20 protein-coding genes are annotated in these 24,814 nt (G+C 67.3%); 14 read left to right on the top strand and 6 right to left on the bottom strand.

The window, feature by feature from the left end; translation table 11 throughout:
• Nucleotides 1-2 precede the first annotated feature (2 nt).
• Nucleotides 3-341, bottom strand: a complete 339-nt coding sequence (locus ACFUTU_RS03890) for a hypothetical protein (RefSeq protein WP_377960849.1) — start codon at nucleotides 339-341, stop codon at nucleotides 3-5.
• A 573-nt stretch (nucleotides 342-914) separates the two neighbouring features.
• Between ACFUTU_RS03890 and ACFUTU_RS03885 the strand changes: the two genes are divergently transcribed.
• From ACFUTU_RS03885 to ACFUTU_RS03870, 4 genes are all read left to right on the top strand, one after another.
• Entirely contained in the window at nucleotides 915-3,155 is a 2,241-nt protein-coding gene (locus tag ACFUTU_RS03885; RefSeq protein WP_377960846.1) for a S9 family peptidase, read from the top strand.
• A gap of 198 nt (nucleotides 3,156-3,353) precedes the next feature.
• Complete coding sequence (locus tag ACFUTU_RS03880; protein WP_377960844.1) at nucleotides 3,354-4,121, top strand: peptidoglycan-binding protein; 768 nt, start codon at nucleotides 3,354-3,356, stop codon at nucleotides 4,119-4,121.
• A gap of 7 nt (nucleotides 4,122-4,128) precedes the next feature.
• Nucleotides 4,129-6,636 carry a hypothetical protein gene (locus ACFUTU_RS03875; RefSeq protein WP_377960842.1) on the top strand — a complete coding sequence of 836 codons (2,508 nt, stop codon included), beginning with the start codon at nucleotides 4,129-4,131 and terminating at the stop codon, nucleotides 6,634-6,636.
• Between the two features lie 207 nt (nucleotides 6,637-6,843).
• A complete protein-coding gene (locus ACFUTU_RS03870) occupies nucleotides 6,844-7,650 on the top strand; it encodes a methyltransferase domain-containing protein (protein WP_377961120.1) in 807 nt (268 codons plus the stop codon).
• Nucleotides 7,651-7,720: 70 nt separating this feature from the next.
• Here ACFUTU_RS03870 and ACFUTU_RS03865 read toward each other — a convergent pair whose 3' ends face one another.
• Nucleotides 7,721-8,095 carry an STAS/SEC14 domain-containing protein gene (locus ACFUTU_RS03865; protein WP_377960839.1) on the bottom strand — a complete coding sequence of 125 codons (375 nt, stop codon included), beginning with the start codon at nucleotides 8,093-8,095 and terminating at the stop codon, nucleotides 7,721-7,723.
• 135 nt (nucleotides 8,096-8,230) lie between these two features.
• Here ACFUTU_RS03865 and ACFUTU_RS03860 point away from each other — a divergent pair, with 135 nt between their 5' ends.
• Complete coding sequence (locus ACFUTU_RS03860; protein WP_377960836.1) at nucleotides 8,231-9,955, top strand: ATP-binding protein; 1,725 nt, start codon at nucleotides 8,231-8,233, stop codon at nucleotides 9,953-9,955.
• Nucleotides 9,956-10,085: 130 nt separating this feature from the next.
• Here ACFUTU_RS03860 and ACFUTU_RS03855 read toward each other — a convergent pair whose 3' ends face one another.
• Nucleotides 10,086-10,238, bottom strand: coding sequence for a hypothetical protein (locus ACFUTU_RS03855; RefSeq protein ID WP_377960834.1), 153 nt, complete (start codon nucleotides 10,236-10,238; stop codon nucleotides 10,086-10,088).
• Between the two features lie 212 nt (nucleotides 10,239-10,450).
• Between ACFUTU_RS03855 and ACFUTU_RS03850 the strand changes: the two genes are divergently transcribed.
• From ACFUTU_RS03850 to ACFUTU_RS03840, 3 genes are read left to right on the top strand one after another with little or no spacing between them, the layout of a single operon-like run.
• Nucleotides 10,451-11,518, top strand: a complete 1,068-nt coding sequence (locus tag ACFUTU_RS03850; RefSeq protein ID WP_377960832.1) for a tol-pal system YbgF family protein — start codon at nucleotides 10,451-10,453, stop codon at nucleotides 11,516-11,518.
• On the top strand, nucleotides 11,519-11,950 hold the full coding sequence (locus ACFUTU_RS03845; protein WP_377960829.1) for a hypothetical protein: 432 nt from the start codon (nucleotides 11,519-11,521) through the stop codon (nucleotides 11,948-11,950).
• Nucleotides 11,940-13,475, top strand: a complete 1,536-nt coding sequence (locus ACFUTU_RS03840) for a putative bifunctional diguanylate cyclase/phosphodiesterase (protein WP_377961117.1) — start codon at nucleotides 11,940-11,942, stop codon at nucleotides 13,473-13,475. Before ACFUTU_RS03845 ends, ACFUTU_RS03840 begins: the two co-directional genes overlap by 11 nt.
• A gap of 69 nt (nucleotides 13,476-13,544) precedes the next feature.
• On the opposite strand, the gene ACFUTU_RS03835 is transcribed toward ACFUTU_RS03840, so the two are convergent.
• Together ACFUTU_RS03835 and pta are read right to left on the bottom strand one after the other, a co-directional pair.
• Nucleotides 13,545-14,696, bottom strand: coding sequence for an acetate kinase (locus ACFUTU_RS03835; RefSeq protein ID WP_377960827.1), 1,152 nt, complete (start codon nucleotides 14,694-14,696; stop codon nucleotides 13,545-13,547).
• 8 nt (nucleotides 14,697-14,704) lie between these two features.
• Nucleotides 14,705-16,828 (bottom strand): phosphate acetyltransferase, encoded by a 2,124-nt coding sequence (pta, locus tag ACFUTU_RS03830; RefSeq protein WP_377960825.1) that lies wholly within the window; start codon nucleotides 16,826-16,828, stop codon nucleotides 14,705-14,707.
• A 337-nt stretch (nucleotides 16,829-17,165) separates the two neighbouring features.
• Between pta and ACFUTU_RS03825 the strand changes: the two genes are divergently transcribed.
• Genes ACFUTU_RS03825 through paaK form a run of 4 tightly spaced genes read left to right on the top strand, consistent with a single transcriptional unit; the run spans nucleotide 17,166 to nucleotide 20,779 of the window.
• On the top strand, nucleotides 17,166-17,933 hold the full coding sequence (locus ACFUTU_RS03825) for a CPBP family intramembrane glutamic endopeptidase (protein WP_377960823.1): 768 nt from the start codon (nucleotides 17,166-17,168) through the stop codon (nucleotides 17,931-17,933).
• On the top strand, nucleotides 17,911-18,903 hold the full coding sequence (locus ACFUTU_RS03820) for a CPBP family intramembrane glutamic endopeptidase (protein ID WP_377960821.1): 993 nt from the start codon (nucleotides 17,911-17,913) through the stop codon (nucleotides 18,901-18,903). Before ACFUTU_RS03825 ends, ACFUTU_RS03820 begins: the two co-directional genes overlap by 23 nt.
• A 36-nt stretch (nucleotides 18,904-18,939) precedes the next feature.
• Complete coding sequence (locus ACFUTU_RS03815) at nucleotides 18,940-19,395, top strand: hotdog fold thioesterase (protein WP_377960818.1); 456 nt, start codon at nucleotides 18,940-18,942, stop codon at nucleotides 19,393-19,395.
• 10 nt (nucleotides 19,396-19,405) lie between these two features.
• Nucleotides 19,406-20,779 carry a phenylacetate--CoA ligase PaaK gene (gene paaK, locus ACFUTU_RS03810; RefSeq protein WP_377960816.1) on the top strand — a complete coding sequence of 458 codons (1,374 nt, stop codon included), beginning with the start codon at nucleotides 19,406-19,408 and terminating at the stop codon, nucleotides 20,777-20,779.
• A 26-nt stretch (nucleotides 20,780-20,805) separates the two neighbouring features.
• On the opposite strand, the gene ACFUTU_RS03805 is transcribed toward paaK, so the two are convergent.
• A complete protein-coding gene (locus ACFUTU_RS03805) occupies nucleotides 20,806-22,995 on the bottom strand; it encodes a multicopper oxidase family protein (protein WP_377960813.1) in 2,190 nt (729 codons plus the stop codon).
• A 256-nt stretch (nucleotides 22,996-23,251) separates the two neighbouring features.
• Here ACFUTU_RS03805 and ACFUTU_RS03800 point away from each other — a divergent pair, with 256 nt between their 5' ends.
• Both ACFUTU_RS03800 and ACFUTU_RS03795 read left to right on the top strand, forming a co-directional pair.
• On the top strand, nucleotides 23,252-23,869 hold the full coding sequence (locus ACFUTU_RS03800; RefSeq protein WP_377960810.1) for a TetR/AcrR family transcriptional regulator: 618 nt from the start codon (nucleotides 23,252-23,254) through the stop codon (nucleotides 23,867-23,869).
• A 54-nt stretch (nucleotides 23,870-23,923) separates the two neighbouring features.
• Nucleotides 23,924-24,760, top strand: a complete 837-nt coding sequence (locus ACFUTU_RS03795) for a DUF427 domain-containing protein (RefSeq protein ID WP_377960808.1) — start codon at nucleotides 23,924-23,926, stop codon at nucleotides 24,758-24,760.
• Nucleotides 24,761-24,814: the final 54 nt, after the last annotated feature.

Here is a 24,814-nt window from a genome sequence, read left to right as displayed (position 1 = left end):
CCCTAGGCAGCCGCGGCGACCGCGAAGCGGCCCGCCTTGGCAGCCATTCCGGCGTCGGCCGGAGCCAGGACGCGGACGTTGCATTCAGACTGCTGCGGATCGATGGAACGCGGCAGGTGGTGGGTTTTGGAGCATTCCCGCAGCTGTTCAAGTGCGACGGGCTCCACGCGGGCGTGGCTGACATCGACGACGAGCTGCAGACCCTGACGGAGGTGGTTCGCGCGCTTCATAACGACGTAAAGAGCCTGGATGCTTTGGGCGGTTACGTGACCCTGGGCGGCGACCTGTGCCTCACCGCAGTCGAGGTCAACGCGGACCAGTACCTTGAGCTTCTGGTTCAAAAAACTTCTCCCCTCTGGCGCGGCCGCGACGCTGCGACCAGATACAACCCTAGCGTGCATGTGACTCAGGTAACAGGAAAATTCCAAATGTTGCAGAAATGGGACTTTCACAACTCCAGCAGCCCGGGCGGGGACGTACTCTTTGGTGCGCAGGCACGCAAATGGTCCCGGGACGCGCGGATGAGGGCGTCCCGGGACCATTTGCGCGTCCTTGAAATTAACTCCTGGTCGGGTCAGGACGCAGCGGTTCGGGGCCGGGGTCAGGGACCGGCAGCGGGCCCGGCGGTTCCGGCGCGGGAACAGGGTTCGGCGGTGCGGGGCGGGACGGGTCCGGCCGCATGGGGTCAGGACCGGGTTCCGGCGGGAACGGCTCTGGTTCGTGGACTGGCGGGATGGTCATGCTTCCCCCTCGAAGGCTCTTGTGGGTTCCTTATTGCTGACGCGTGTTCAGGATACGCCCGGCGCCGGAGCGGGGACAGGGCTCCGCCAGCGGTCCATGAAGCGTCAAAAGGCGGCTCTCCCCCGGTAGCGAACGGCGGCCCAAATGTCAGGGCGGCTCTATATATTGAGGGAATGAGCCACACTCCCCTGCAGCAAGCCGCAAGCCCCTCCGCCGCTTCCACGCCCGTGCCGCCCGCCGCCAAGCGGGTGCCCACCGAGCGCACGCACCACGGGGACACCTTCGTGGATCCTTACGAATGGCTGCGGGACAAGGAGTCCGAGGAGGTCGTGGCGCACCTGAAGGCAGAAAACGCCTACCAGGAGGCCCTCACCGCGCACCAGGAACCGCTGCGCGAGGCCATCTTCCAGGAGATCAAGGGCCGGACCAAGGAAACAGACCTGTCCGTCCCCAACCGCAAGGACGGCTGGTGGTACTTCAGCCGGTCCGTGGAAGGCAAGGAGTACGGCATCCAGTGCCGGGTCCGCGCCCGGAACACAGGCGACCCGGTGGCTGACTGGACGCCGCCGGCCGTCGAGGCCGGCGTCGAAATCCCGGGCGAGGAAGTCCTGCTGGACGGCAACGTCGAGGCCGAAGGCAAGCCCTTCTTCTCGGTGGGCGGCACGGCCGTCACCATCGATGGAAACCTCTACGCCTATGCCGTGGACAACGCGGGCGACGAACGCTTCACGCTGCGGATCAAGGACCTGCGGACCGGCGAACTGCTGCCGGACGTCATCGAGAACATCTTCTACGGGGTGTCCTTCTCCCCCGACGGCACCCGCATTTTCTATACGGTGGTGGACGACTCCTGGCGGCCCTACCAGGTCAAGTCCCATGTCCTGGGCACTCCGGTAGCCGAGGATGTGGTGATTTACCAGGAGGACGACGCCGCCATGTGGCTGGGCTTTGAGCTCTCCGCGGACCGGCGCCACCTCGTGCTGGGCATCGGCTGCTCCGAGTACAGCGAAACGCGCCTGATGCGGTTTGATGACCCCGAAGGCGCCCTGACCACGGTCGTTTCCCGCAACGAACGCGTGCTCTATGAGGCCGAACCCTTCCTGCTCGAGGGCCCGGACGGGCAGAAAACCGAACGCATCCTCATCACCCACAACCGGAACGCCGTGAACTCAATGGTCTCGCTGGTGGACCCGGCCGAGCTGGCCAAGCCGCTGTCCGAGCAGCACTGGACCACCGTCGTCGCGCATTCCGACGACGTCCGGGTCAACGGCGCGGGGGTCACCGCCACCCACCTCGTGGTCTCCATCCGGAAGGACACCATCGAGCGCGTCCAGGTGATGTCGCTGTCCGGGCTGGGAACCGCTTCGCAGCAGGCTCCCGTGGAACCGGCGTTTGACGAGGAGCTGTATACCGCTGGCGTTGGCGGTTCCGACCATGAGGCTCCCGTGATCCGGCTGGGCTACACGTCCTACTTCACGCCGTCGCGCGTGTACGACTTTGTCCTGCCCACCGCGGAGCAGCCGGCCGGTGAACTGCTGCTCCGCAAGGAAAGCCCCGTCCTGGGCGGCTACGACTCCGCGGACTACGTGGCCACCCGCGAATGGGCCATGGCACCAGACGGCACCCGTGTCCCCCTGTCGGTCTTGCGGCACAGGTCCGTCAGCCGGGACTCGACGGCGGCCGGCCTGGTCTACGGCTACGGGTCGTACGAGCTCAGCATGGACCCGGGCTTCGGGATCGCCCGGCTGTCGCTGCTGGACCGCGGAATCGTGTTCGTCATTGCCCACATCCGGGGCGGCGGCGAGCTCGGCCGGCACTGGTACGAGGACGGCAAGAAGCTCAGCAAGAAAAACACGTTCACGGACTTCATCGCAGCCACCGACTGGCTGGCGCAGTCCGGGTGGGTGGCGCCGGACCGGATTGCCGCGCTGGGCGGGTCCGCCGGCGGGCTGCTCATGGGCGCCGTGGCCAACCTCGCCCCGGAGAAGTATGCCGCCGTGGTGGCCCAGGTTCCGTTCGTGGACCCGCTCACCAGCATCCTGGACCCGGAGCTGCCGCTGTCCGCCCTCGAATGGGAGGAATGGGGCAACCCGATCACCGACCCCGAGGTGTACCGCTACATGAAGTCGTACACGCCCTACGAGAACGTCCGAGAGGTGGCCTACCCGAAAATCGCTGCGGTCACGTCCTTCAACGACACCCGGGTGCTCTACGTGGAGCCGGCCAAGTGGGTGCAGGAGCTGCGCAACAAGACCACCGGCAGCGAGCCCATCCTCATGAAGATCGAGATGGACGGCGGCCACGGCGGCGCCTCGGGCCGGTACGTGCAGTGGCGGGAGCGGGCCTGGGACTACGGTTTCATCGCGGATGCGTTGGGTGCCACGGAACTCCTGCCCGGCGCCGGGCTCAAATAACCCATCGGTTGCTCCGTAAGTGCCCTTTTGAGGGCCCAGAAAGGCATCTACGGAGCAATGGATGAGGATTTCGCGGCCGTTCACCTGCACGTCAGTGTTTTCAGAAAATAGTAATCCTGCTTACTATTATCGGGCGTAAGGGCTCGGTGCACCTGTCCGCTGGGGGTGGGGAATCCGGGGCCGGAACTGGAGCACAGCGTGAGCAATGAACAGGGATTGACGCCGCTTTCCGACGACGAACTGAACGCCCAGGCGGGGACCGCCCTGCCGGACAAGGAAGTCGCGTCGGTACTGGACCTGAACGCAGACCTCGACCTGGACATCGGAGCGGCGGCCCCGATCGACCTGGCCGTCGCAGCCAATGCGAACGTGGCCGCCCCGATCGATGCGGCGGCGTCCGCGAACATTCTGTCCGCGGGTTCCGAGTCGCAGGCGCTGGCGGACCAGGGCGTCATCATTGAGCAGGGAATCACCGCCGACGCCGCCGCAGACTCCGCCCAGGACAGCACCATCACGCAGGGTGCCGAGGCAGACGGCGGAACTGTCGACGGCGGCACGCCGGATGGCACGTCGGGCTCCGTTGTCGACGGCGGCACGACCGAGGGCGGCACGCTTCCGGATGGAACGCTCCCGGACGGCACGCTCCCGGACGGCACGCTCTCGGACGGAACGCTCCCGGACGCGGGAGTAGGCGCCCTTCCTGTGGACCCGGCCGCGGCCCTCGATGGCGATCTCCTCAACGTGAACGTGGACCTCAATGCCGACGCCGACATCGCCGCCCCGATCAACGGCGCCGTGGCCGCAAACGCCAACGTTGCCGCACCCATCGACGCTGCAGTTGCGGCCAACATCGCCTCGATCGACAGCGATGCCACCGCCGTGGCCCAGCAGGACGCCATCATCACCCAGAACATCGATGGCGAGGCGACCGCGTCGGCCGACCAGCAGTCCGATCTGCAGCAGTAGTACCTGAATGAGTGCCAAACACAGCGGGCCGTCCGCCATGGACGGCCCGCCGGTCTCCCGCACGGCCGGTGGCGGCCCCAGGGCGGCCGGGGCGTCCCCGGCCCGAGGCGCCAGCGCCGCCGTCGTAATGCGCCAGGCCGGCATGGATCCGGCCGGGAAAAACCAACTCGAGGTGCCGGTAAGGGCGGACGGTGTTCTGCTGATCGGGGAAGCCAAGGGATCCGGATACCGGGAAGCGCCCTCGCTGGTGCGCCGCGGGGACGGCCAGACCATCCAGCTCACGCGGCTGCTTTATCAGGTGCTGGATGCCGTTGACGGTGTCCGGGATATCGGTGAGGTGGCGGAAGAGGCGAGCGCACAGTCGGGCCGTCTCATCACGGCGGACAATGTCAGGACGCTGATCTCGGGGCAGCTCCTGCCGCTCGGTCTGCTGCAACTGGCGGACGGGTCGCAGCCTGCGGTCCGCAAATCGGATCCGCTGCTGGGCATGCGCCTGCGGTACACCGTCACGGACCCCGAACGCACCCGGAAGCTGACAGCCCCGTTCAGCGTGCTGTTCAACCCGCTGATCGCGGCAGCCGTGACAGCGGCTTTCCTGGCGTCCTGCTGGTGGGTGCTCATGGTCAAGGGCCTGGCCTCGGCCACCCATGACGCATTCGCCAACCCGTGGCTGCTGCTGCTGATTTTCGCTGTCACCGTTCTGTCGGCGGGCTTCCACGAATTCGGCCATGCCGCGGCCGCACGGCGCGGCGGCGCAACCCCCGGCGCGATGGGCGCCGGACTCTATCTGGTCTGGCCGGCCTTCTACACGGATGTCACCGATTCCTACCGGCTGGGACGGGGCGGCCGGCTGCGCACAGACACCGGCGGGCTGTACTTCAATGCCATCTTTGCCGTTGCCACGATGGGCGTCTGGTGGGCCTCAGGTTTCGATGCTCTGCTCCTGGTGGTGCTGACGCAGATCGTGCAGATGGTGCGCCAGCTCCTTCCCCTGGTCCGCTTCGACGGCTATCACATCCTGGCCGACGCCATTGGCGTGCCGGACCTGTTCCAGCGGATCCGTCCCACCCTGCTCGGGCTCCTGCCGTGGCGCTGGGGCAAACCTGAGCCCGAGGCGCAGGCCCTCAAACCGTGGGCGCGCGCCGTCATCACGGCCTGGGTTCTGGTAACCGTCCCCCTGCTGCTGGTCAGCGTGGTGCTGATGGTGGCCACGTTCCCCAGGGTCCTGGGCACGGCATGGGAGAGTCTGCAGCACCAGCAGGCCCTGCTCACCAGCAGCCTCGCGGATGGCGACTTCCCCGGCGGTGCGGTACGGGTCCTGGCGATTGCCGCCGTCGTCCTTCCGGTGCTGGGCATTCTGTACATGCTTCTCAGGCTGGGCCGCCAGCTCCTCGGCGGACTCTGGACCAAGACCCGCGACAAACCGCTGCCGCGGGCAACCGCAATCGTTGTCACAGGGGCCGTCGCCGCGGGACTGGCCTGGGCCTGGTGGCCGGCGCCTGAGAGCTACCGCCCGGTGCAGCCATACGAACGCGGGACACTGCCCGACGCGACGGCGGCTATCTACCCTTCGCTCGCACGGGCCGACCGCACCTTGCGCGCAGGCCGGACCGGCAAGACCGTGGCACTGTGGCCGGACGGGACGGCGCTGCCTACCCGGGAACAGCCGCAGCTGAGCATGGTTCTGGTGCCAGGGCAGGGGTCGACTCCTGCTCCGGGGCCGGCCACTTCTGGCCAATCCCAGGGTCCCGGGCCGGCCAACGGCAGGGCCGCCGCGCCGTCGTGGGTCTTTCCCTTCGACAAGCCCCCGGCGCCGGAGCCCGACGGCAACCAGGCACTCGCTGTGAACGTGACGGACGGCTCCGTCACTTACGACGTCGCGTTCGCGCTCGTGTGGGCCGAGGACGGACCGGTGGACACGCGCAACGAAGCCTACGCATTCGCCAGCTGTGCGGACTGTGCCGCGGTGGCCGTCGGGTTCCAGGTGGTGATGATCGTGGGGCAGGCCGATGTTGTGGTGCCCGAGAACCTCTCTGCCGCGGCCAACTACAACTGCGTGCGGTGCTTGACTTACGCTCTGGCCAGCCAGCTGGTGCTCACGCTGGACGGGCCGCTCAGCGAAGGCGGCATGGCCCGGTTGAATGCGCTGTGGCAGGAGATCGCCGAGTTCGGACGGACACTGCGGGACGTCCCTCTCTCCGAGATCGAGGAACGGTTGAGCGCCTACAAGGAAGAACTCACGGAGATCGTCCGCACCGATGCCAGCGCCAGGCCAGGGAACGGCACCAATTCCGGTCCGGCACCGGGTTCCTCGCCGTCCCCAAGTGCCACGGACGGCACGGACGCAGGACCCGGTTCCCAGCCAGCCACGCCCCCGCCGGCCGCCCCGTCGCCCGCAACGACGCCGGCTCCCGCGGTTCCTGCACCAGGCACGGAGCCGACCCCCGTCCCTGCCGTCCCGGTCCCGGCAACTTCGGATGCGGTGCCGACGCCCGCGGCCACGGCCCCCGGCTAGGCAAGGCCCTGCGGCAAGGCCATGCGCCAGCAATGGCACTGCGCCGTCGACCCCCAGGCCGTCGTTTTGCCAAAAGTGGCCGCCTGGACATCCCCCCGGGCGGCCACTTTTGGCAAACTGCCCACTGGCGGGCCTCATCGACGGCGGCGGGCCGTCACGCTGCCGGCCCGGAACCGGAGTGTGCTCCGGGCAACATATATTTGGATGATGCTCCCGGCGCTCAAAAAATACCTGCTGCTCCCGAAACTGGTGAAGCTTTCCTCCGGCGCACCCAAAGATCCGGGCGTGGCCTGGGACCAGTACTGGGGCAGGGTGGAAGCGACCGGTGCCCGCGGCGACGTGCTCTGGGACTCGGGCAGCGACCATGAGCTGCAGGGCTACCTGGAGCATCTCACGCGGCAGCTGGATCCCAGCCTTCCGCTCGTGGACGTCGGATGCGGCAGCGGCGTCTTCAGCCGTGCGCTGGCCCCCTACTTTCCGCATGTCCTGGGCGTGGACGTGTCAGCCAACGCCGTGGCCCGCGCCGCCGCCGAGTCGGCAGGAGTGGAGCGGGTCTCCTACCTCGCGGCCGACATGACAGCGCCCGCCGGTATCGGCGCCGTGGCCGAGGCCCTGGCCGTGGCCGGGTTCCCGGGTGAAGCCAACGTCTTCATCCGGGGCGTCCTGCATGTTCTCAAGCGGCCCGCGCAGTCAGCCCTGGCAGGGCAGCTGCACCGGCTCGTGGGCAAGCAGGGGCGCGTGTTCCTGGCCGAGACCGACTTCCGCGGGAACCCAATCCAGTACGTCAGCCACCTCGGAGCCACGCCGCACTTCATCCCGGAGCCGCTGGAGAAGGCCATCCGTGCGCTGCCGGTTCCCGGCCGTTTCGGCGCCCAGCAGCGCAGGCGGGCGTTTTCCGAGGCCAGCTGGGATGTGGTGGAAGACGGGCCGGTGACCATTGAAACCCGGCCCCTCACATCCCCCGACCGCCCGGAACAGATCCCGGGCTACTTCGCGGTGCTCCAGGCCCGCTGAATGCAGGGACCCGCCGAGTCCCAGGCCCGCCGGGTCAAAGGGCATCCGGGTCAAAGGGCACCCGGTGAGGCTACCGGACCCCAAGCCAGGAAAGGGCGTCGGCTTCGGAGGTGAAAAATTTCGTGGGGCACGGGAGCTTGTTGAGGCCGAGGAAGAAGTTGGCAAGCACCCGGTCCACCGGCGACGCCCCGAGCAGCGCGATCCGCGAGGCCTGGCACGGGCGGCCGAACACGCCGCGGGCTCCTCGGCTAACATCAGAGGTGGTTGCCATATCCACCAGCATGGGGTGCCGGCTCTCGCCGCAGAGCACGTTGACCTGCTCCATGGCCGCCTCGGCATCAGCCTCTGTGATGCTGGCATCCCTGGCCCAGGTCAGCCGCAACAGGCCTTCGCTGTCCAGGTCCAGGTCGAACACCGTATTCCGTCCCGTGCTGTTGGAATTCAATTCAAACCTCCGCGCTGGCTAATGTGGACAAGTAACAAGCTACATCCCTCCGGGACGCGGCCCGCGGCCCACCTACTGATAATGTGAGTCCAAAATCACGGTAGCCTCAACAGGCACTCGCAACACAGGGGGCATATGGTCCAGGCACCGGCGGAGTATCCCTCCGCACCTCGCGAGGCGGTGGTCGCGCTAACGGAAACGGCCCGCCTGGATTCCGTGGCAGCTGTCCTCACCGAGGCCGGTTTCACCGTCCGCAAGGCGCCCGACGCCGAAACCCTCGCCGGGGAACTGGAAGGCGACAGGGCCGGCGTCGTCCTTCTTGATACAGCCCTGACAGACGACTACCGGTGGGAAGGCACCCCGGTACTGCTCCTGGTGGACCTCGCCGGCGACTTCGACCTTGCCCGTCTTGAGCTCTGGGGCATCGCCGATTACATCTCCCGTGATGCGCCGGCCCGGGAACTGACCCGCCGCGTGGAAACCCTGATCGGCCGGGCGAGGGAACGGCGACGCATCCGGGGCGAAGCCGAGTTCCTGCGCGAAAGCCTGCGCAATGTCTCCGCCGCCATCCGCGGCACCAACAGCCCCCAGCAGATGGCAGGCCACTTGGTGCGCGGCTTTGGCGAATCCCTGGGCGTTGACCACGTCTGGTTCACCACGTTCCAGGATTCCCGCGTCCCCCGGATCAGCGCGCAGTGGTCACTGCCCGGCCATCCCGAGCTGCCGGACACACTCGGTACCTTCGAGGACGCGGCCCGGGAACAGACCACGTCGCTGTGGTCGGCCGCCGAGGCACTCGCAGTTCCCGACCACCAGACCGATCACCAGCCGGAGCAGCCGGCCGCCCTGGCGGAGGGGCTGCGGAAATGGTCCGGCCTGGGTTCCGTCCGCGCCTCGGTCGCCTTGCCGGTGGGCGAGGGCGAATCGGCGCTGGGAATCATCTGGATCGCGCAGCTGGGGAAGGCGCGCGACTGGACCCGGGCCGAGATCGCCCTCATCCAGCACGTCGCCGGAAACCTCGCCCACAGCCTCATCCAGGGCCACCTGATCAGCGCGCAGCTTCAGGTGCTGCAGCAGCTCCGCGAGCTGGACCGGGCCAAGACGGATTTCCTGGCAACGGTCAACCATGAGCTGCGCACGCCCCTGACGTCCATCACTGCCTACCTCGACATGATCCGAGACGGCGCAGGGGGGCCCGTTCCCCAGGGCATCGAATCGATGATGGACGTCATCTCCCGCAACTCGGACCGGCTCCGGAGGCTCATCGAGGACATGCTCACGGTCTCCCAGCAGGACACATCCGGCAACCTCAACCTCAGGCAGGTGGAGCTCGGCCAGGTCCTGCGCATCGTGGTGGCCGCATTGCGCCCGCTCGCCGAGTCCCGGAACGTCACCATCACCGGAGCCGACTCGCATGAGGATGTGAAAGTACTGGCCGACGAGGCGCAGCTGGAACAGGTCTTTACCAACATCGTCGCCAACGCGATCAAGTTCACCCCGCACGCCGGCCGGATCAGCATCAGCTTCATGACCGCCGCCTCCGGGACGGCCAGCCCGAGCGCCGTCGTCAAGGTCACGGACACCGGGGTAGGGATCCCGGAGCAGGAAATCGCGCAGGTGTTCACCCGTTTCTACCGGGCGTCCAACGCTTCCTCCGCGGCCATTCCGGGGAGCGGGCTCGGCCTGGCCATCGCCCACGACATCGTCCGGCGCCACGGCGGTTCACTGAACCTGTCGTCCGTGCTGGGCGAGGGAACCACGGTCTCGGTGCAGCTCCCCGTGGACGGTCCGCCGGCGGATGTGGCGGACGACGACGACGCCGACGGCGACGAGGCGGCCAGCTCACCGCAAACCGACTGACCGGCGCCGTCCGGCCTGCCGCGCCGATGGGAGAACCGCTGCCGGCCCCCGCCCGCTCGTGCCCAAAGAAAACCGCCCCGAACCTGCAGGTCCGGGGCGGTCACCAAATTCGGCTTGGCTACTGCAGGCCTTAGTTGGGCCACCAGCCGACGGTAGCGTAGTTGGTGTCGGCCTTCGAAGATGTGGACGTGTTGGTGTCCTTCGGCGCCGCGTTCGCAGGAGCAGCGAAACCTGCCACTGCAAGGATGCCGGTCATAACAAGTGTTGCGGCAAGTTTCTTCATCCGCTGTCCCTTTCGTCGTATGTGGCTGTGAAGCGAATTTCATATTACGGGCGACAGTATACGGTCACCGGATCAAGGTTTGGTCAAGTCATTTCCTGTCAATTCCGCAGGATTGGCGCTGTTTTTCCGCGGGTGTATTGCATTCGCGGTAATACAGGGCGTTGTGCCTCCGTCGGAACCGCCGGCGGGCAGGATTATGGATAATTGGGAGCATGCCAATGCAGCGTGACCTGTCCCCCTTCGTGATTGCAGAGTTGGCCGCGCGAGAAAGCTGGAAACGGCGGGACTACGCCGCGGGGTTTGCCGAAGCCGGGCACGCCGCGGACCTGGCCCGGGAAGCCGGCGATGAGCTGCGCTGGTGGAAAATGGTCCTGCTGCAGGCAGAATGCCTGCGCGACCAGGGCTCCATGCAGGAATGCCAGGAACTCGCCGCCAAACTGTCCGCCCACGCCGTTGCGGATTCCGCTCCCGATCTTGGCGCCCGGGCGGCCATCCTGCTGGCCCACTCGCTGCAGGGCCTCGGCCGGCTCCCCGAAGCGGTGGATGCCGCCACCACCGCTGCCCGGTTGGTCGCCGGAGACTTTGAAAACGTCTATCTTCACATCCAGGCCCAGCAGGCGCTCATTGCCGCACTCGCCGAAAGCGGCCGCCACGATGATGCTTGGCAGGAGTGCCTGGAACTGGAGTCCCTGCTCACCGACCACGTGGATGAGGACACGGCCGGCAAAGCCTACTGGGTGATCGGCAACGTAGCGTTCCTCAGCAACCGGGTCACCGAGGGCGGCCACTACCACGACCTCGCCGCGGGCAAGCTCTCCCCTTCCCAGGACGTCGACCTGTGGGCGCGCTTCAACCGTGCTTCCGCCGAAATGCGCCTCCAGGCCAAGCTCGCTGACGCGGCAACGCTGCGCTGCATCGAACGGGCGGAGCTGGCAACGGAGGTGGTGGGCGGAAGTGACAGGGACATTCTGGAGATGTCGCTGGTCCGCGCCCACTGGCTGTACCTCACCGGGGACATGGAGACGGCCATCAGCCTCCTGACCCCGCTCAGGGCACAGTTCCCGATCCTCGCCACCCAGACCGCGGCAGAGGCCACCTTCATCCTGGGCAAGGCGCTGATGGCGCAGGGACACGCGACGGAATCGCTGCAGATGCTTGACGAGGCCGTTACGCTGTTCGATACAGCTGCTGCACCGGAGCGTAGCGCCACCGTCCGTGGTTTCATTGCCTCGGCGGAGTCTTCGGACCGGCGCCAACAGCAATTTCTCCAGGGGGGGTAAATGCCAGAAGCGACAGTGTTTCCCGGTGCCGCACCGCTGCAGCCGGCGGCCACAGCGTGCCCGGCTCCCGCGCCCGTTGTTTCGTTCACTGTGCTGCCGGATCTCGCGGTCAAGGCGGTCCTTCCGCGCGGCGCCGACCTGAACGAGACCGCAGCCGCCCAACTGTACAACCGCCTGGGTGAGCTGGCCGGAGACCGGAGGGTCGCCGTCGTACTTGAACTGACCGGGGTGCAGTCCGTGAACCGTGCGGCGCGGGCCGCCTACGCGGCGATCCCCTCGGTGTCTGCCTGGGCGATCCTGGGCGAATCCCCGGTGGACAGGCTCCTGGGACACTTCCTGCTGGGCGGCGAATTCAGCTCGGTCCCGGCCCAGTATTTCACTGCCGAAGAAGATGCCCTCGACTGGTTAAGCCACCTTGACGATGTTCTCTAACGACGATCCCCGGCTCGGGAAGCTCCTCGACGGCATTGTCCGCCTCGCCGCCGGGGAACTCCACTCGCGCATCGAAATGTCCGAGGCCAGGGACGAGCTGGACGCGGTGATCATGGGCACCAACCTGCTCGCCGAGGACCTGCAGATTATTTACCAGGAGCTCGAGGAACGCGTGGAAACGCGCACGCGCCTGCTCAACGAGGCGCACAAAGAGCTGCAGCAGATGGCGCTCACCGATTCCCTGACGGGCCTCTACAACCGCTCGGCCCTGGTCAGCGCCGTCAACTCGGCCCAGGCGGAGGCGTCCGACGGCGGGCTGCCGCCGGCACTGCTGCTGCTCGACCTGGACGCCTTCAAGAGCATCAACGACTCCTACGGCCACTCCATGGGCGACCAGGTGCTGGCCACGGTGGGGGCGCGGATCCGCTCCAGTGTCCGCGACGGCGACATGGTGGCCCGGCTCGGCGGTGATGAGTTCGCCGTTCTGCTGCCAGCCACCACGCCGGCCAAGGCGGCCGCCGTCGGTAACCGGATACTGGACGCGCTCAACGGAATCCTGGAAGTGGACGGCAAGACCATCCGCTGCGGTGCCAGCCTCGGCTTGCGGATTGCCGATCCCGGCGAAACGTCCGAGGAGCTGCTCATGGAGGCGGACATCGCGATGTACGCTTCCAAGGCCGACGGCCGCAACAAGCTGCGCGTCTTCGAACCGGCCATGCTGCACGCCCGGCAGCTTCGCAACCAGCTGGTCGGGGAACTCCGTGAGGCCATTGCCACCTCGCAGCTGGTGCTGTACTACCAGCCGGTCATCGAGCTGGCCTCCGGGAAAATCGAGGGCGTGGAGGCCCTCGTCCGCTGGAAGCACCCCAAACGCGGCCTGATCATGCCGGATGAATTCATCCCGATCGCCGAGGAGACAGGACTCATCTCGGAGCTCGGCAACTGGGTGCTCAGGAATTCCGTGGAGCAGCTCAGGCTCTGGCGGAGCTCCCCGGAGACCGCCCGCCACAACTTCGACATGCGCATCAACGTCTCGGCCGCGGACCTGCAGCGGCTGGAGTTCATCGAGGACGTCCGGGACGCGCTCACGGCCGCGAACCTCGAGCCGTCGCTGCTGGTGCTCGAGCTGACGGAGAGCGACATCATCAAGGGCAACGAGCTCGACCGGTACACGCTCGCCAGCCTGCGGAAGCTCGGTGTGGGCCTCGAGATCGACGACTTCGGCACCGGGTACTCCTCAATCAGCTACCTGCGGCGCCTGCCCGTGGACCGCGTCAAGGTGGACCGGACTCTGCTCACCGCCCTCGGCAGCGACCCCGCGCAGCCTGCCCTGATCGCGGCCATCCTTCAGCTCATCCGTGCCTGCGGGCTCGAGGCCGTGTGGGAGGGCGTCGAAAACGCCGAGCAGGCCGAGCACCTGCGGAACACGGGCTGCGTCAGCGGGCAGGGCTACTACTTCAGCCGCCCACTCCCCGCGGACGACTTCACGGAACGCCTCGCCAGCCAGGACGTCTGGCCGGGCTGATTCCCATCGGCTGCTCCGTGGATGCCCTTTTCCGGGCTCAAAAGGGCATCTACGGAGCACTCGACGGGATTAACCGACGACGGCGGCTGTTGCCTCCGCGATGGCGCGCTCCTCGTCCGTTGGCACCACCAACACGGGGATGGCGGAAGCCCCGGTGGAGATCACCCGGGGTTCCTTCGACCGTTCACTGTTCAGGCCGGCGTCGAGCTCGATGCCCAGCGCTCCCAGGCGCTCCCCCACAAGGGACCGGAACTGGTGTGAGTTCTCGCCGATCCCCGCCGTGAACACCAGCGCCCTCGCCCCGCCAACGGCCACGTGGTAGCCGCCGATGTACTTGGCCAGCCGGTAGGACGTGACCGCGAGGGCCATGGCCGCCCGGGAGTCCCCGGACTCAGCTGCCTCCACCACGGAGCGCATGTCGTTGTTGCCGGCGAGCGCCTTGAGCCCGGACTCGCGGTTAAGCATGGAGTCGACGTCCTCGGCGTTCCAGCCGGTCCTGGCCAGGAACACGAGGATGGACGGGTCGAGGTCGCCGGAGCGGGTGCCCATGACCAGGCCCTCCAGCGGCGTGAAGCCCATCGACGTGTCCACGGATTTGCCGCCGCGGATGGCCGTGACGGAGGCGCCGTTGCCGAGGTGCGCGATCACGCCGTCGAACTCCTCCACGGGGATGTCCAGCAGCGCGGCAGCCTGGCTGGTGACATATTCGTGCGAGGTCCCGTGGAAGCCGTACCGGCGGATGCCATGGTTGGTGTAGAGCTCGTCGGGAACGGCGTAGCGCCAGGCGTGCTCGGGCAGGCTGCGGTGGAAGGCCGTGTCGAACACGGCCACCTGCGGCATGTCCGGCCACTTCTTCGTGATGGCACGGATGCCCAGCACGTTGGCGGGGTTGTGCAGCGGCGCGAGCGGGTTGAGCCGTTCGATGGCACGGGTGATCTCGTTGTCGATCAGGACGGGCTCGCCGAACCGCTCACCGCCATGCACCACCCGGTGGCCCACGGCGTCGAGCTGCCGGTCGCCCAGTACCTCATGGATAGCCGCGTCCACCTGCTCGAGGGCTTCGGCATGGTCCGCCGGCCCCACCACCTCGCCGTCGCCCTGGCCGCCGTTGGACACGCCGATCCGCTCGATCAGCCCTTCGGTAAGGACGCTGCCCTCGGCGACATCGCGCACCTGGTACTTGAGCGAGGACGAGCCGGAGTTGATGACGAGCACGAGCATGGGGCCTCCTAAGCCTTGGCTGCTGCGGACGGGACTGGTTCTGTGGTGCTGGGTTCGGCGGCAGGCGTTTGCGCCTGGATGGCCGTGATGGCCACCGTGTTCACGATGTCCTCCACCGTGCAGCCGCGCGAGAGGTCGTTGACGGGCTTGCGCAGCCCCTGCAGGACGGGCCCGACGGCGACCGCTCCGGAACTCTGCTGCACCGCCTTGTACGTGTTGTTGCCCGTGTTCAGGTCGGGGAAGATGAACACGGTCGCCTGCCCTGCCACGGAGGAGCCGGGCATCTTGGACTCGGCGATGGACGCGTCCACGGCGGCGTCGTACTGGATGGGGCCTTCGACGGCGAGGTCCGGGCGGCGTTCCCGGACCAGGTCGGTGGCCTGCCGGACTTCCTCCACCGCCTCGCCTGAGCCGGAGCCGCCGGTGGAGTAGGAGAGCATGGCAACCCGTGGTTCCACGCCGAACTGCCCCGCGGTTTCGGCCGAGGCCAGGGCGATGTCCGCGAGCTGCTCCACGTTGGGGTCCGGGTTCACGGCGCAGTCGCCGTATACGAGCACGCGGTCCGGCATGAGCATGAGGAACACCGAGGAAACGATTTTCACGCCCTCCCGGGTCTTCACGAACTCCAGGGCCGGGCGGATGGTGTGGGCGGTCGTGTGCGCGGCGCCGGAGACCATGCCGTCCACCACACCCAGCTGGACCATCATGGTGCCGAAGTAGCTCTCGTCCTGCATGACCTCCAACGCCCGGGCCAGGTCCACGCCCTTGTGCGCCCGGAGCTCCGCGTACCTGGCAGCGAAGTCCTGGCGCAGCGGCGAGGTGGCGGGATCCACAATGTTGATGCCGGACAGGTCGATGCCCCGGCTGGCGGCGAGCTCCCGGACGTCGGCCTCGCGGCCCAGCAGCGTCAGGTCGCAGACGTCCCGGCGGTGCAGGATCTCGGCCGCCTTCAGGATCCGGATGTCCTTGCCCTCCGGCAGCACGATATGGCGGCGCTGCGAGCGGGCACGCTCGATGAGGTCATGCAGGAACCGCAGCGGGGTCATCCGCTCGGCGCGCGGCAGATGCAGGCGCTCGAGCATCTCGGCCTCGTCCACCTGCCGGGACCACAGTCCCAGTGCAGACGCCACCTTCCGCCGGTGGCCGCTCCAGATTTCACTGCGCACCTCCGAGACCCGCCGGGCCGTGGTGTAGGTGTCATCCTCCGTGGCGAACACCGGAAACGGCGCGGAGGCCAGGAGCGGGTAGATGTTCGCATCCGGGGCGAGGCCGCCGGTGAGGATCAGCCCGGACGGCACCGGGAACTCCGGCGAGAACGACGACGCCAGGCAGGCCACCATCACATCCGCCCGGTCGCCCGGCACGATCACCAGCGCGCCGTCGTCGAGCACGTTCAAAAAGTTGCCCACATTCATGGCGGCGACTTTGACGTCCCGGACGTCCCGCTCCATGTCCGCGCGGCCGGCGATCTGCCGCAGCACCAGCGCCGCGCCCACCTCGCCCGTGGTGGGCCGGGCGATGTCCTCCAGTTCCGGGAAGACGTACACCGGCCGGCCGGACGCGCCGGGCTTCACGGCCGCAATGATTGCGTCCACGTCCTCCGGGTCGGCCCGGTTCACCATCATGGCCAGCAGCGAGCACTTCTCCGCGGCCAGTTCCTTGCGGGCAACGTCGACGGCGGCCGCGGCCTCGGCCACGCTGCGCCCCTTGGCACCCACCACGGCCACGACGGGCGCAGCCAGGTTGTTGGCCAGGCGGGCGTTGAGGTCGAATTCGACGGCGGCGTCATGGCCGGTGAGGTCCGTCCCCTCCACAATGATCACATCGCAGTGCCGGCCCATCTCGGCGAAGATCTCCACGCAGCGGGAGTCAATGTCCTCGCGCCGGCCCTCGGCAAGCAGGCCGCGGACCTCGGTGAACGTCAGCCCGCCGCGGCAGCGCGAATCGTCCAGGTCGAAGCGGGACTTCATCAGCGCCACCATCGGATCCGCCCCGGCGTCGTCACCGTGCACCACGGGCTTGAAGAAACCGATCCGGTCCGCGTGCCGGTGGAGCGTGTCCGCCAGGCCCAGCGCTATGAGCGACTTCCCCGATCCCGGAGTGGTCGCGCTGACATATATCCCTTTGGCCATGTTCTGTCCTCTGGTTGGAAGCTCCTGCATGGAACGTACTGCATTGGACGCGCCGGTCTACTGGCTGGGTGGGCCGAAGCCCGCCCTCCCCCATACTTTCACTTGTTGCCGCGCTTCCGGGAGCAGACAATGGTGTTGATCGCCACGTCGGCTTATTTCGCCGTCCCGGACCCGGAGTGGGCCAGCGCCCCGGGACCGCCCATCCACAGCAGCGTCCTTACCTGCAGCATCCTGAACGATGGTGGTACCGATGAAACCCGCTGGCCGCGCCTCCGCCCCATCCGTCCCTCCCCTGCGCCGGCGCATCGCTGCCCGGCCTGTTGCAGCTTTTTTGGTCATGGCCATCGCACTGAGCTGGGTGGCCCTGGTACTGTCCATCGAGCTGCTCGGCAATGCGCTCCCCGGCATCCTCGCCGAGCTGCTCATCCTGCTGGGAACGGCCGTCCTGGTTACGGCGGCAGCCGACGGCCGGTCCGGCGTCCGGGCCCTGTTCCGGCAGGCGGTGCACTGGCGTGTCGGAGCCGGTTGGTACGTGGCGGCTGTCCTGGCCCTGCCCGCGCTGACCGTCCTCGTCGCCGCGGCCACCGGAACCCTCCACCAGCCCACGGATGATTGGGCATCCGTGGCAGGCGCCTACATGCTGAACACAGTGATCATCGGTGCCCTGCTGGGAAATATCTGGGAGGAGCTGGCCTGGACCGGCCTGGTCCAGCGCCGGCTGATGGAGCGCCACGGCATGGTCGGGGGCAGCCTCCTTACCGCCGTTCCCTTCGCGCTCATCCACCTTCCGCTGGCCTTCGCAGGAAAGGGTTTCACCGGCATACCGTGGCCTGACGTGGCCCTGGCATGGGGCGTGCTCCTGGTCTTCGCCCCGATCTTCCGGCTGCTCGTGGGCATCGCCTACCTTGGAACGGGACAGAGCCTGCTGATCGTGGCCCTCCTCCACGCCTCGTTCAATGCCTCGGAGCAGACCAAGCTTCCCGTGTTCGACGGCGCGTGGCAGCAGATTGCCGCGGCCACCCTTTTGCTGGCGGTCCTGGTGCTGCTGCGGAAATTCCGTGCCCTGGCAGCCGAGGCGGATCATGGTGCAGCCGTCGCCGGCTGAGCAGCCTGGGCCCGCCGGACCGCCCCTACCCGCCGCGGGCGGGGGCCGCCGTCGGGCCCGGAAGGAAGCGGGGCGCCGCGGAACGGTGCAGCGGCGCGGAACGGTGCAGCGCCGCGGAACGGTGCAGCGGCGCGGAACGGTGCAGCGCCGCGGAACGGTGCAGCGCCGCGGAACCGCAGCCTGGCCGGCGCGCCACCGGCTGGCGCTGTTCTTCGCCCTGGCCTTCGCCATTTCCTGGCTGGCGTGGCCGCTGACCCTCCTCAACCCGGACAGCTCGCCGCTAATCCCGTTCGGACCTGCCGTGGCCGCGGTCATCACCGCCGTCCTCGCCGGCGGCAAGGCCGAGCTGATGCAGCTGCTCAGGCAACTGACCCGCTGGCGCGTGCCGGGCATCTGGTACGTTTTCGCAGCAGGTCTGCCGTGCCTGCTGGTGGCGGTGTCTGCCGGGCTCACGGTCTCCGGCGGTGCGCCCGCACCGGAGCTCGGCCCCAACCCGGGCTGGTTCATGCTGCTGGGCACCTTTGCGTTCACGCTGGTGATCGTGGGCATCTTCGAGGAGCTTGGGTGGCGCGGCTACGCCCTTCCGCTCCTGCAGCAGAACCGCCCGGCACTGTCCGCGGCGCTGCTCCTGGGGCTGGCGTGGGCGGGCTGGCATTTGCCTGAGCTGGTCTCGGATCCCACCGGGCAACGGCCGCCGCTTCCGTTCCTGCTCATGATCCTGGCCCAGTCCGTGCTGCTGGCCTGGCTCTACAACAGCAGCGGGAGTGTCCCTGTCTGCATGGTCTTCCACGCCGCCTTCAACACCGCAGGCGCACTGGTGTTCCCTTCGATGTTCGGGCCCGACTACCTCACGCTCTGGTGGACCGTGGCGCTCCTGCATGTCCTGGCTGCGCTGGTGGTGATCGCCGTCGCCGGACCCCTCCGGCTGGCCCGCACCCTTGACACGGACCCCCCTCATGGGATTACCTAATGAACATTCGGTAAATAAAGCTGGAGGCAATGACGCATGGCTGAAACGGCAATTCCGGGTGTGGCCCACCCCATCCTTGAGAACGACTACGCCTCGGAATGGATGGGCCTGGAGGTCCTCGCTCTCAGCGACGGCCACGCAACCGTCCGGATGACCCTCCGGCAGGAAATGCTCAACGGCTTCGGCATGGCGCACGGCGGAATGATCTTCGCCTTTGCGGACTCCGCTTTTGCCCTCGCCTGCAACCCCGCGTCGCCTGCCGACCCTGACAGCATCACCGTTGCTGCCGGCGTCGACATCAACTTCCTCAAGCCGGCCTACCAGGGCCAGGTGATCACCGCCGTCGCCGACCGCCGCTCCAGCGCCGGCCGCAGCGGCCTGTACGACATCCAGATCTTCGCTGCCGATCCCGGGACCGGGCCCACTTCGGGCAATCCCGGGGAACTCATTGCCGAGTTCCGCGGACGCAGCCGCACCATCCCCAAGAAGTAGGAAGCAGACCATGACCCTCCACGCCCCCGAACCCACCGTCACCGCGCCCGCAGCCACCGCGCCTGCAGCCACCGACGCCGTCCTCGACCCCGAGGAGACCATGTCCCGGGACGAGCTGGAGTCGCTCCAGCTTAAGCGGCTGCAGCACACGGTCGCGTACGCCTACGACCGCGTTCCGCTGTACAAGCGCAAGTTCGACGACGCCGGCATCCACCCCTCGGACCTCCGCGAACTCGCCGACCTCGGCAACTTCCCCTTCACCACCAAGGAGGACCTGCGCCAGGAGTACCCGTTCGGGATGTTCGCCGTGCCGCAGAGCGAAGTGGCCCGCGTGCACGCCAGCTCCGGCACCACGGGCCGGCCGACCGTCGTCGGCTACACCAAACAGGACCTGGCCGACTGGGCCAAACTGGTGGCCCGCTGCCTCCGCGCCTCGGGCGTCCGCCCCGGGATGAAGGTGCACAACGCCTACGGCTACGGCCTGTTCACCGGCGGGCTGGGCGCCCATGCCGGCGCCGAAGCCCTCGGCTGCACCGTGATTCCGATGTCCGGCGGCCAGACTGAGCGCCAGATCCAGCTGATCCAGGACTTCGAACCGGACGTCATCCTGGCCACCCCCACCTACCTGCTCACCATCGCCGACGCCATGGCGCACATGGGGATCGACCCCACGTCCACCTCGCTGAAGTACGCGGTGCTGGGCGCGGAGCCGTGGACGCAGGAGATGCGGCACGAGCTTGAGGTCACCCTGAACATCAAGGCGTGCGACATCTACGGACTCTCCGAGGTCATGGGCCCCGGCGTCGCCGGCGAATGCGTGGAAACCCAGGACGGCAGCCACATCTGGGAGGACCACTTCCGCCCCGAAATCATCGACCCCTTCAACCCGGCCCCGGGCAAGGAAAACGTGCTGGGCGACGGTGAACACGGCGAGCTGGTCTTCACCTCGCTCACCAAGGAAGCCCTGCCGATCATCCGCTACCGGACCAAGGACCTCACCCGGCTGCTGCCCGGCACCGCCCGGCCCGCACACCGCCGGATGGGCCGCATCACCGGCCGCAGCGACGACATGATCATCCTGCGCGGCGTGAACCTCTTCCCCTCCCAGATCGAGGAAATCGCCCTGCGCATTCCCGAGCTCAGCCCGCACTTCCAGCTCGAACTGACCCGGCCCGAGGGCCAGCGCATGGACCAGCTGACGGTGAAGATCGAGCGCCGGGACAATGTCACCACCGAGGACAGCACGACGGCGGGACGCACCCTCCGCGAGCAGATCAAGATCCACGTTGGTTCTTCATGCACCGTGAACGTGGTGGAGCCCGGATCGCTCGAACGCTCCAACGGCAAGCTGCGCCGGATCTACGACCTGCGCCCGAAGGGGTAGCCCTCCGGGCGCAGGCCGTCCGGCCGTCACGGCGTGATCGACCAGCCGAACATCATGGCGTGGTCCTCGTGGGCCAGGTTGTGGCAGTGCGCCACGTAGGGGCCCACAAAGTCCCGGAAGCCGCGGTAAATGACCACCGACTCGCCGGGATCCAGGGCCACCAGGTCCTCCTTCGACACGTCGTCCGGATGCCCCGCATCTCCCCCACGCGTCACATCCTTGCCATTGCGCATAACGGTCCGGTGTTCCTCCATGTGCAGGTGGAACGGGTGCACCCAGCCGCCACCTCCGTTGCGGACCTCCCAGAGGTTGAAACTGCCTTTCCTTTGCTGGGCCAGGGGCGTGCGCCCGGCGGGGTTCCTCAGGCTCGCGGCCACCGCCTCGGGGTCGAAGGGCTTGCCGTTGATGAGCCACTCGGTCTCGCCTCCGAGGGTGCCGCGCTTCACCTCGAAGATCATGCGGTTGGCCATCATGGTCTGCCAGTTACTCGGCAGCGGCGGAAGCGGCCGGAGTGCCGTGGGGATGCGGCTGTCATCCGGTGCGGCGTCTCCGATGACGAACTTGAGCACCGGCACCTTGTACTTCGGGTCCGGGAGGAAGCGGGACGAGTTGGTCCACATCCGGCCGTTGGGCATCTTCATCACGTTGGTCAGGTAGATGACGTCGCCCTTGGTCGTGGGAGTGCCGTCCTGGTACCGGGTGAAGTCGATGATGACTTCACGGCGCTTCGCGGGCCACAGTTCAAAGGAGTCTCGCCTCAGCGGCACTGGCAGCAGCCCGCCGTCGGACGCTATCTGGATGAACTGCATGCACTGCTGCCCGTCCGGGATGCGGTACTGGCCCTCCAGTTCGTCATCGACGTAGCCCAGTGAGGCCGACGACTTCGGCCCCAGCGTCGAGCTCATCAGCTTGAACTCGTAAATCCTCGAGACGGATGCGTCGAGGAACCGGAAGCGGTACTTCCGCCGCTTCACCTCCATCACCGGGTAGGCGGTGCCGTTGACGGCGAAGATGTCGCCCACGAAGCCGTGGTTGGGGAAGTGCTTGTAGAACATCCTGCCCCACCATTCCGGGTGTTCGGCCGGGTTCTTCGCTGCCGGGAACTCGCCCTGCACGTCGTGGATGTCCTTGTGGATGGTCACACCGTCGTCGAGGCGGAGGTCGGAGAAGGCCAGCGGAACATCGTATTTGACGTCGAAGGATCCGTCCGGGTTATTGGTGCGGACTCCGGGCAGCCTAAGGCCCTGCCGCTCATCGCCCATATCCGTGCCGTTCTTCGGATCATAGATGGGGTACAGGCCAACCATCCCCTTGTACACGTTCGAGCCGGTGTGATCCATCGTGTGGTCGTGGAACCAGAAAAAGCTCTGCTTCTCCCGGTCGTCGTTGCCCGCGGGCCAGTTCAGGTACAGGTTGTCCACGAACATCTTCGGCATGAAACCCGGACTCTTCGGCCCGGCAATCATCGAGTAATGGGGGTTGCCGTCGCTTTCCGGCGCGGTGTGGCCGTTGTGCAGGTGGGTCAGGAAGGACCAGTTCGGGGAGCCAAAGTCCTGGCGGTCCAGGTTCAGCGGATTCTCGTCGAGGTGGTTCTCGAACCGGACCAGGACAGGCCTGCCGTACTCGGCGTTGATCATGGGCCCGGGGAAGATCCCGTTGAACCCGTAGATGGTGCTCGGCGGAAGGTACCGCTTGATCCCGGCTGCGTACTTTCTGCGGTTCGCATCGAAGGATTCCGTGGGCTCGCCGTCGTCGTCGATCGGCAGAACCTGGGAGGTGGTGAATGCGTGCGTCCGGACCATCACGTCGATCTTGTAGACGATCGGATCCGGGTAGCCGATCCGGTTTGGCCACAGCTGGTGCTGCTCGTTGCCGAGCGAGTTCTGCTGTCCCGGCCCGGGTCCGGGCGGCTTGCTCCAGGTATCCACCACCGATTTCGGCACCGGGGCCAGCGCCTTCGGGATCGGCAGCAGGTCTTTGAACGGCGAGATGATCAGCGGGCTCGTCGGGTACTTTTCAATGTAGAACAGGGTGTCACTGAGCGCTGTCGACGTGGCGGCGAACGCGCCGTCTGCCGAAAGCAGTCCCCGCTGGGCCAGCAGCGGCGCTGCCCAGGCCTGGGCGGCCGCAACCGCCGCACCGGCACCCCCGGCCGCACCCAGGCGCAGCAGTGTGCGGCGTGCGAGTCCGCTGGTGCTTGAAGGTTCCTCTGACATCGTCCGCGCCTCCTGGCATCGGGGGCGCAAGCCAACTCAACCGCCCCGGTGAACACATAGATGGTTCCGAGACCGGTCGGAGACCGGGGACCTCCTTGTCCCGCGGTGTCAGCTTTTTTCCGCGAATACTCCCCGGCGATTAATGTGGGGTTCACACCTTGGGAAAAGACTGACGGTTTCCGGCCGGGACCCTCAAATTTGGGGTTGCCAAATCCTGATACCGGGATTACCGAACGTTCATGAGAAAATGGCCGGTATGCCCAGCACAGCAGAAAGTACAGCAGCCCCCACCAAGCGCGGCCGCCCCGGCTACGACCAGCAGTCCGTGCTGCTGATCGCCGTCGATGTTTTCAACCGCCACGGCTACGATGCCACCTCCATGGGCATCCTCGCCGAGAACCTGGGGATCTCGAAGTCTGCGATCTACCATCACGTGCCGTCCAAGGGGGACCTGCTCAAGCTCGCCCTGGACCACGCACTGGGCGGCCTCGAGGCCATCCTCGACCAGCCGGGTGCCACCTCCGGGGCTGCCGACGCGCGCCTTGAGTTCGTGCTGCGGCAGACCATCGCCGTACTGGTGGAACGGCTGCCCTTCGTCACGCTGCTGCTGCGGCTGCGCGGCAACACGGACATCGAACGCAACGCCATGGAGCGCCGTCGCGCCTTCGACCACAAGGTGGCAGAGCTTATCTCCGCTGCCCGTGACGAGGGATCGCTGCGCCAGGACATCGACCCCCGCACCGTCACCCGACTCCTGTTCGGCACCATCAACTCGATTGTTGAATGGTACAAGCCCGGCGGCTCCCTCTCACCGGAAAAACTGGCCGACGACGTCATCACCATGGCGTTTGACGGCCTGCACGCCAAGCCCTGACAGGGCCGGAAAAAAGGCGTTGACGCCGGCCTCCGCGGTGCCCACGCTGAATGCATGGCCACGAAACTGTCGGATCTTCTGCTCGGTGCATTTCCCGACCTCCGCTACCAGCCCACGTCCAAAAGGGTCCGGGCGGGGATCGACGGAAGTCCCGTCGTCGACACCGAGGAGGCGCTCCTGGTCTGGGAGCCGAAGCGCGTCACCCCCGTATACGCCGTTCCGGAGAATGATCTGCTGGCCAGGCTCGAGCCTCCCTCGGCAGAGGCGGACGGCGGGAGTGCGGACGAGTACCCGGTCCGCCTGATGGCGGACACGCCGCCGGCGCTGGATCCGCGAACCGGATTCAGACGGCACACGGCGGAGGGTGAGGAGCTCGACGTCGTGGCTTCCGCGTTCCACGTTCCGCGGGCAGCCTTCCGGCTGTCGGATCCGGACCTCGAGGGGTACGTTGTGCTCGATTTCGGCGCATTCCACTGGCTTGAGGACCACGAAGAAATCATCGGCCACCCGCGGGACCCGTTCCACCGGGTGGATATCCGCGCCACGCTGCGGCGCATTGAGGTGAAGCTCGACGGCGTGACGCTCGCCGATACTGTGGGCGCCCAGCTGCTGTACGAGACGATGCTTCCCGTGCGGTACTACATCCCGTCCGGGGACGTCCGGCTGGACCTGCTCGAGGCCAGCCCGCACCGGACCGTCTGCCCCTACAAGGGCGAGGCAAGGTACTGGAGCTATCCGGAGTCAGCCCGGGGCAGGAACATCGCCTGGGCCTACGATTCGCGGTTCATCGACGCCCGGCAGATCCACGGCCTGGTCTGCTTCTTCAACGAGCGCGCCGACGTCTACGTGGACGGCGAGCCCCAGGGCCACCGGGTCACGCCCTGGTCCTGACCCTTCCTCACCTTTCGCCGGGTTTTCCCGGACGCGTCCTCACATCCTGCCGGG

The sequence above is a fragment of the Arthrobacter sp. NPDC057388 genome (assembly GCF_042668165.1).
GTDB lineage: Bacteria > Actinomycetota > Actinomycetes > Actinomycetales > Micrococcaceae > Arthrobacter.
The sequence above is the reverse complement of the archived record's forward strand: the minus strand, read 5'-3'. Positions and strand labels throughout refer to the sequence as shown.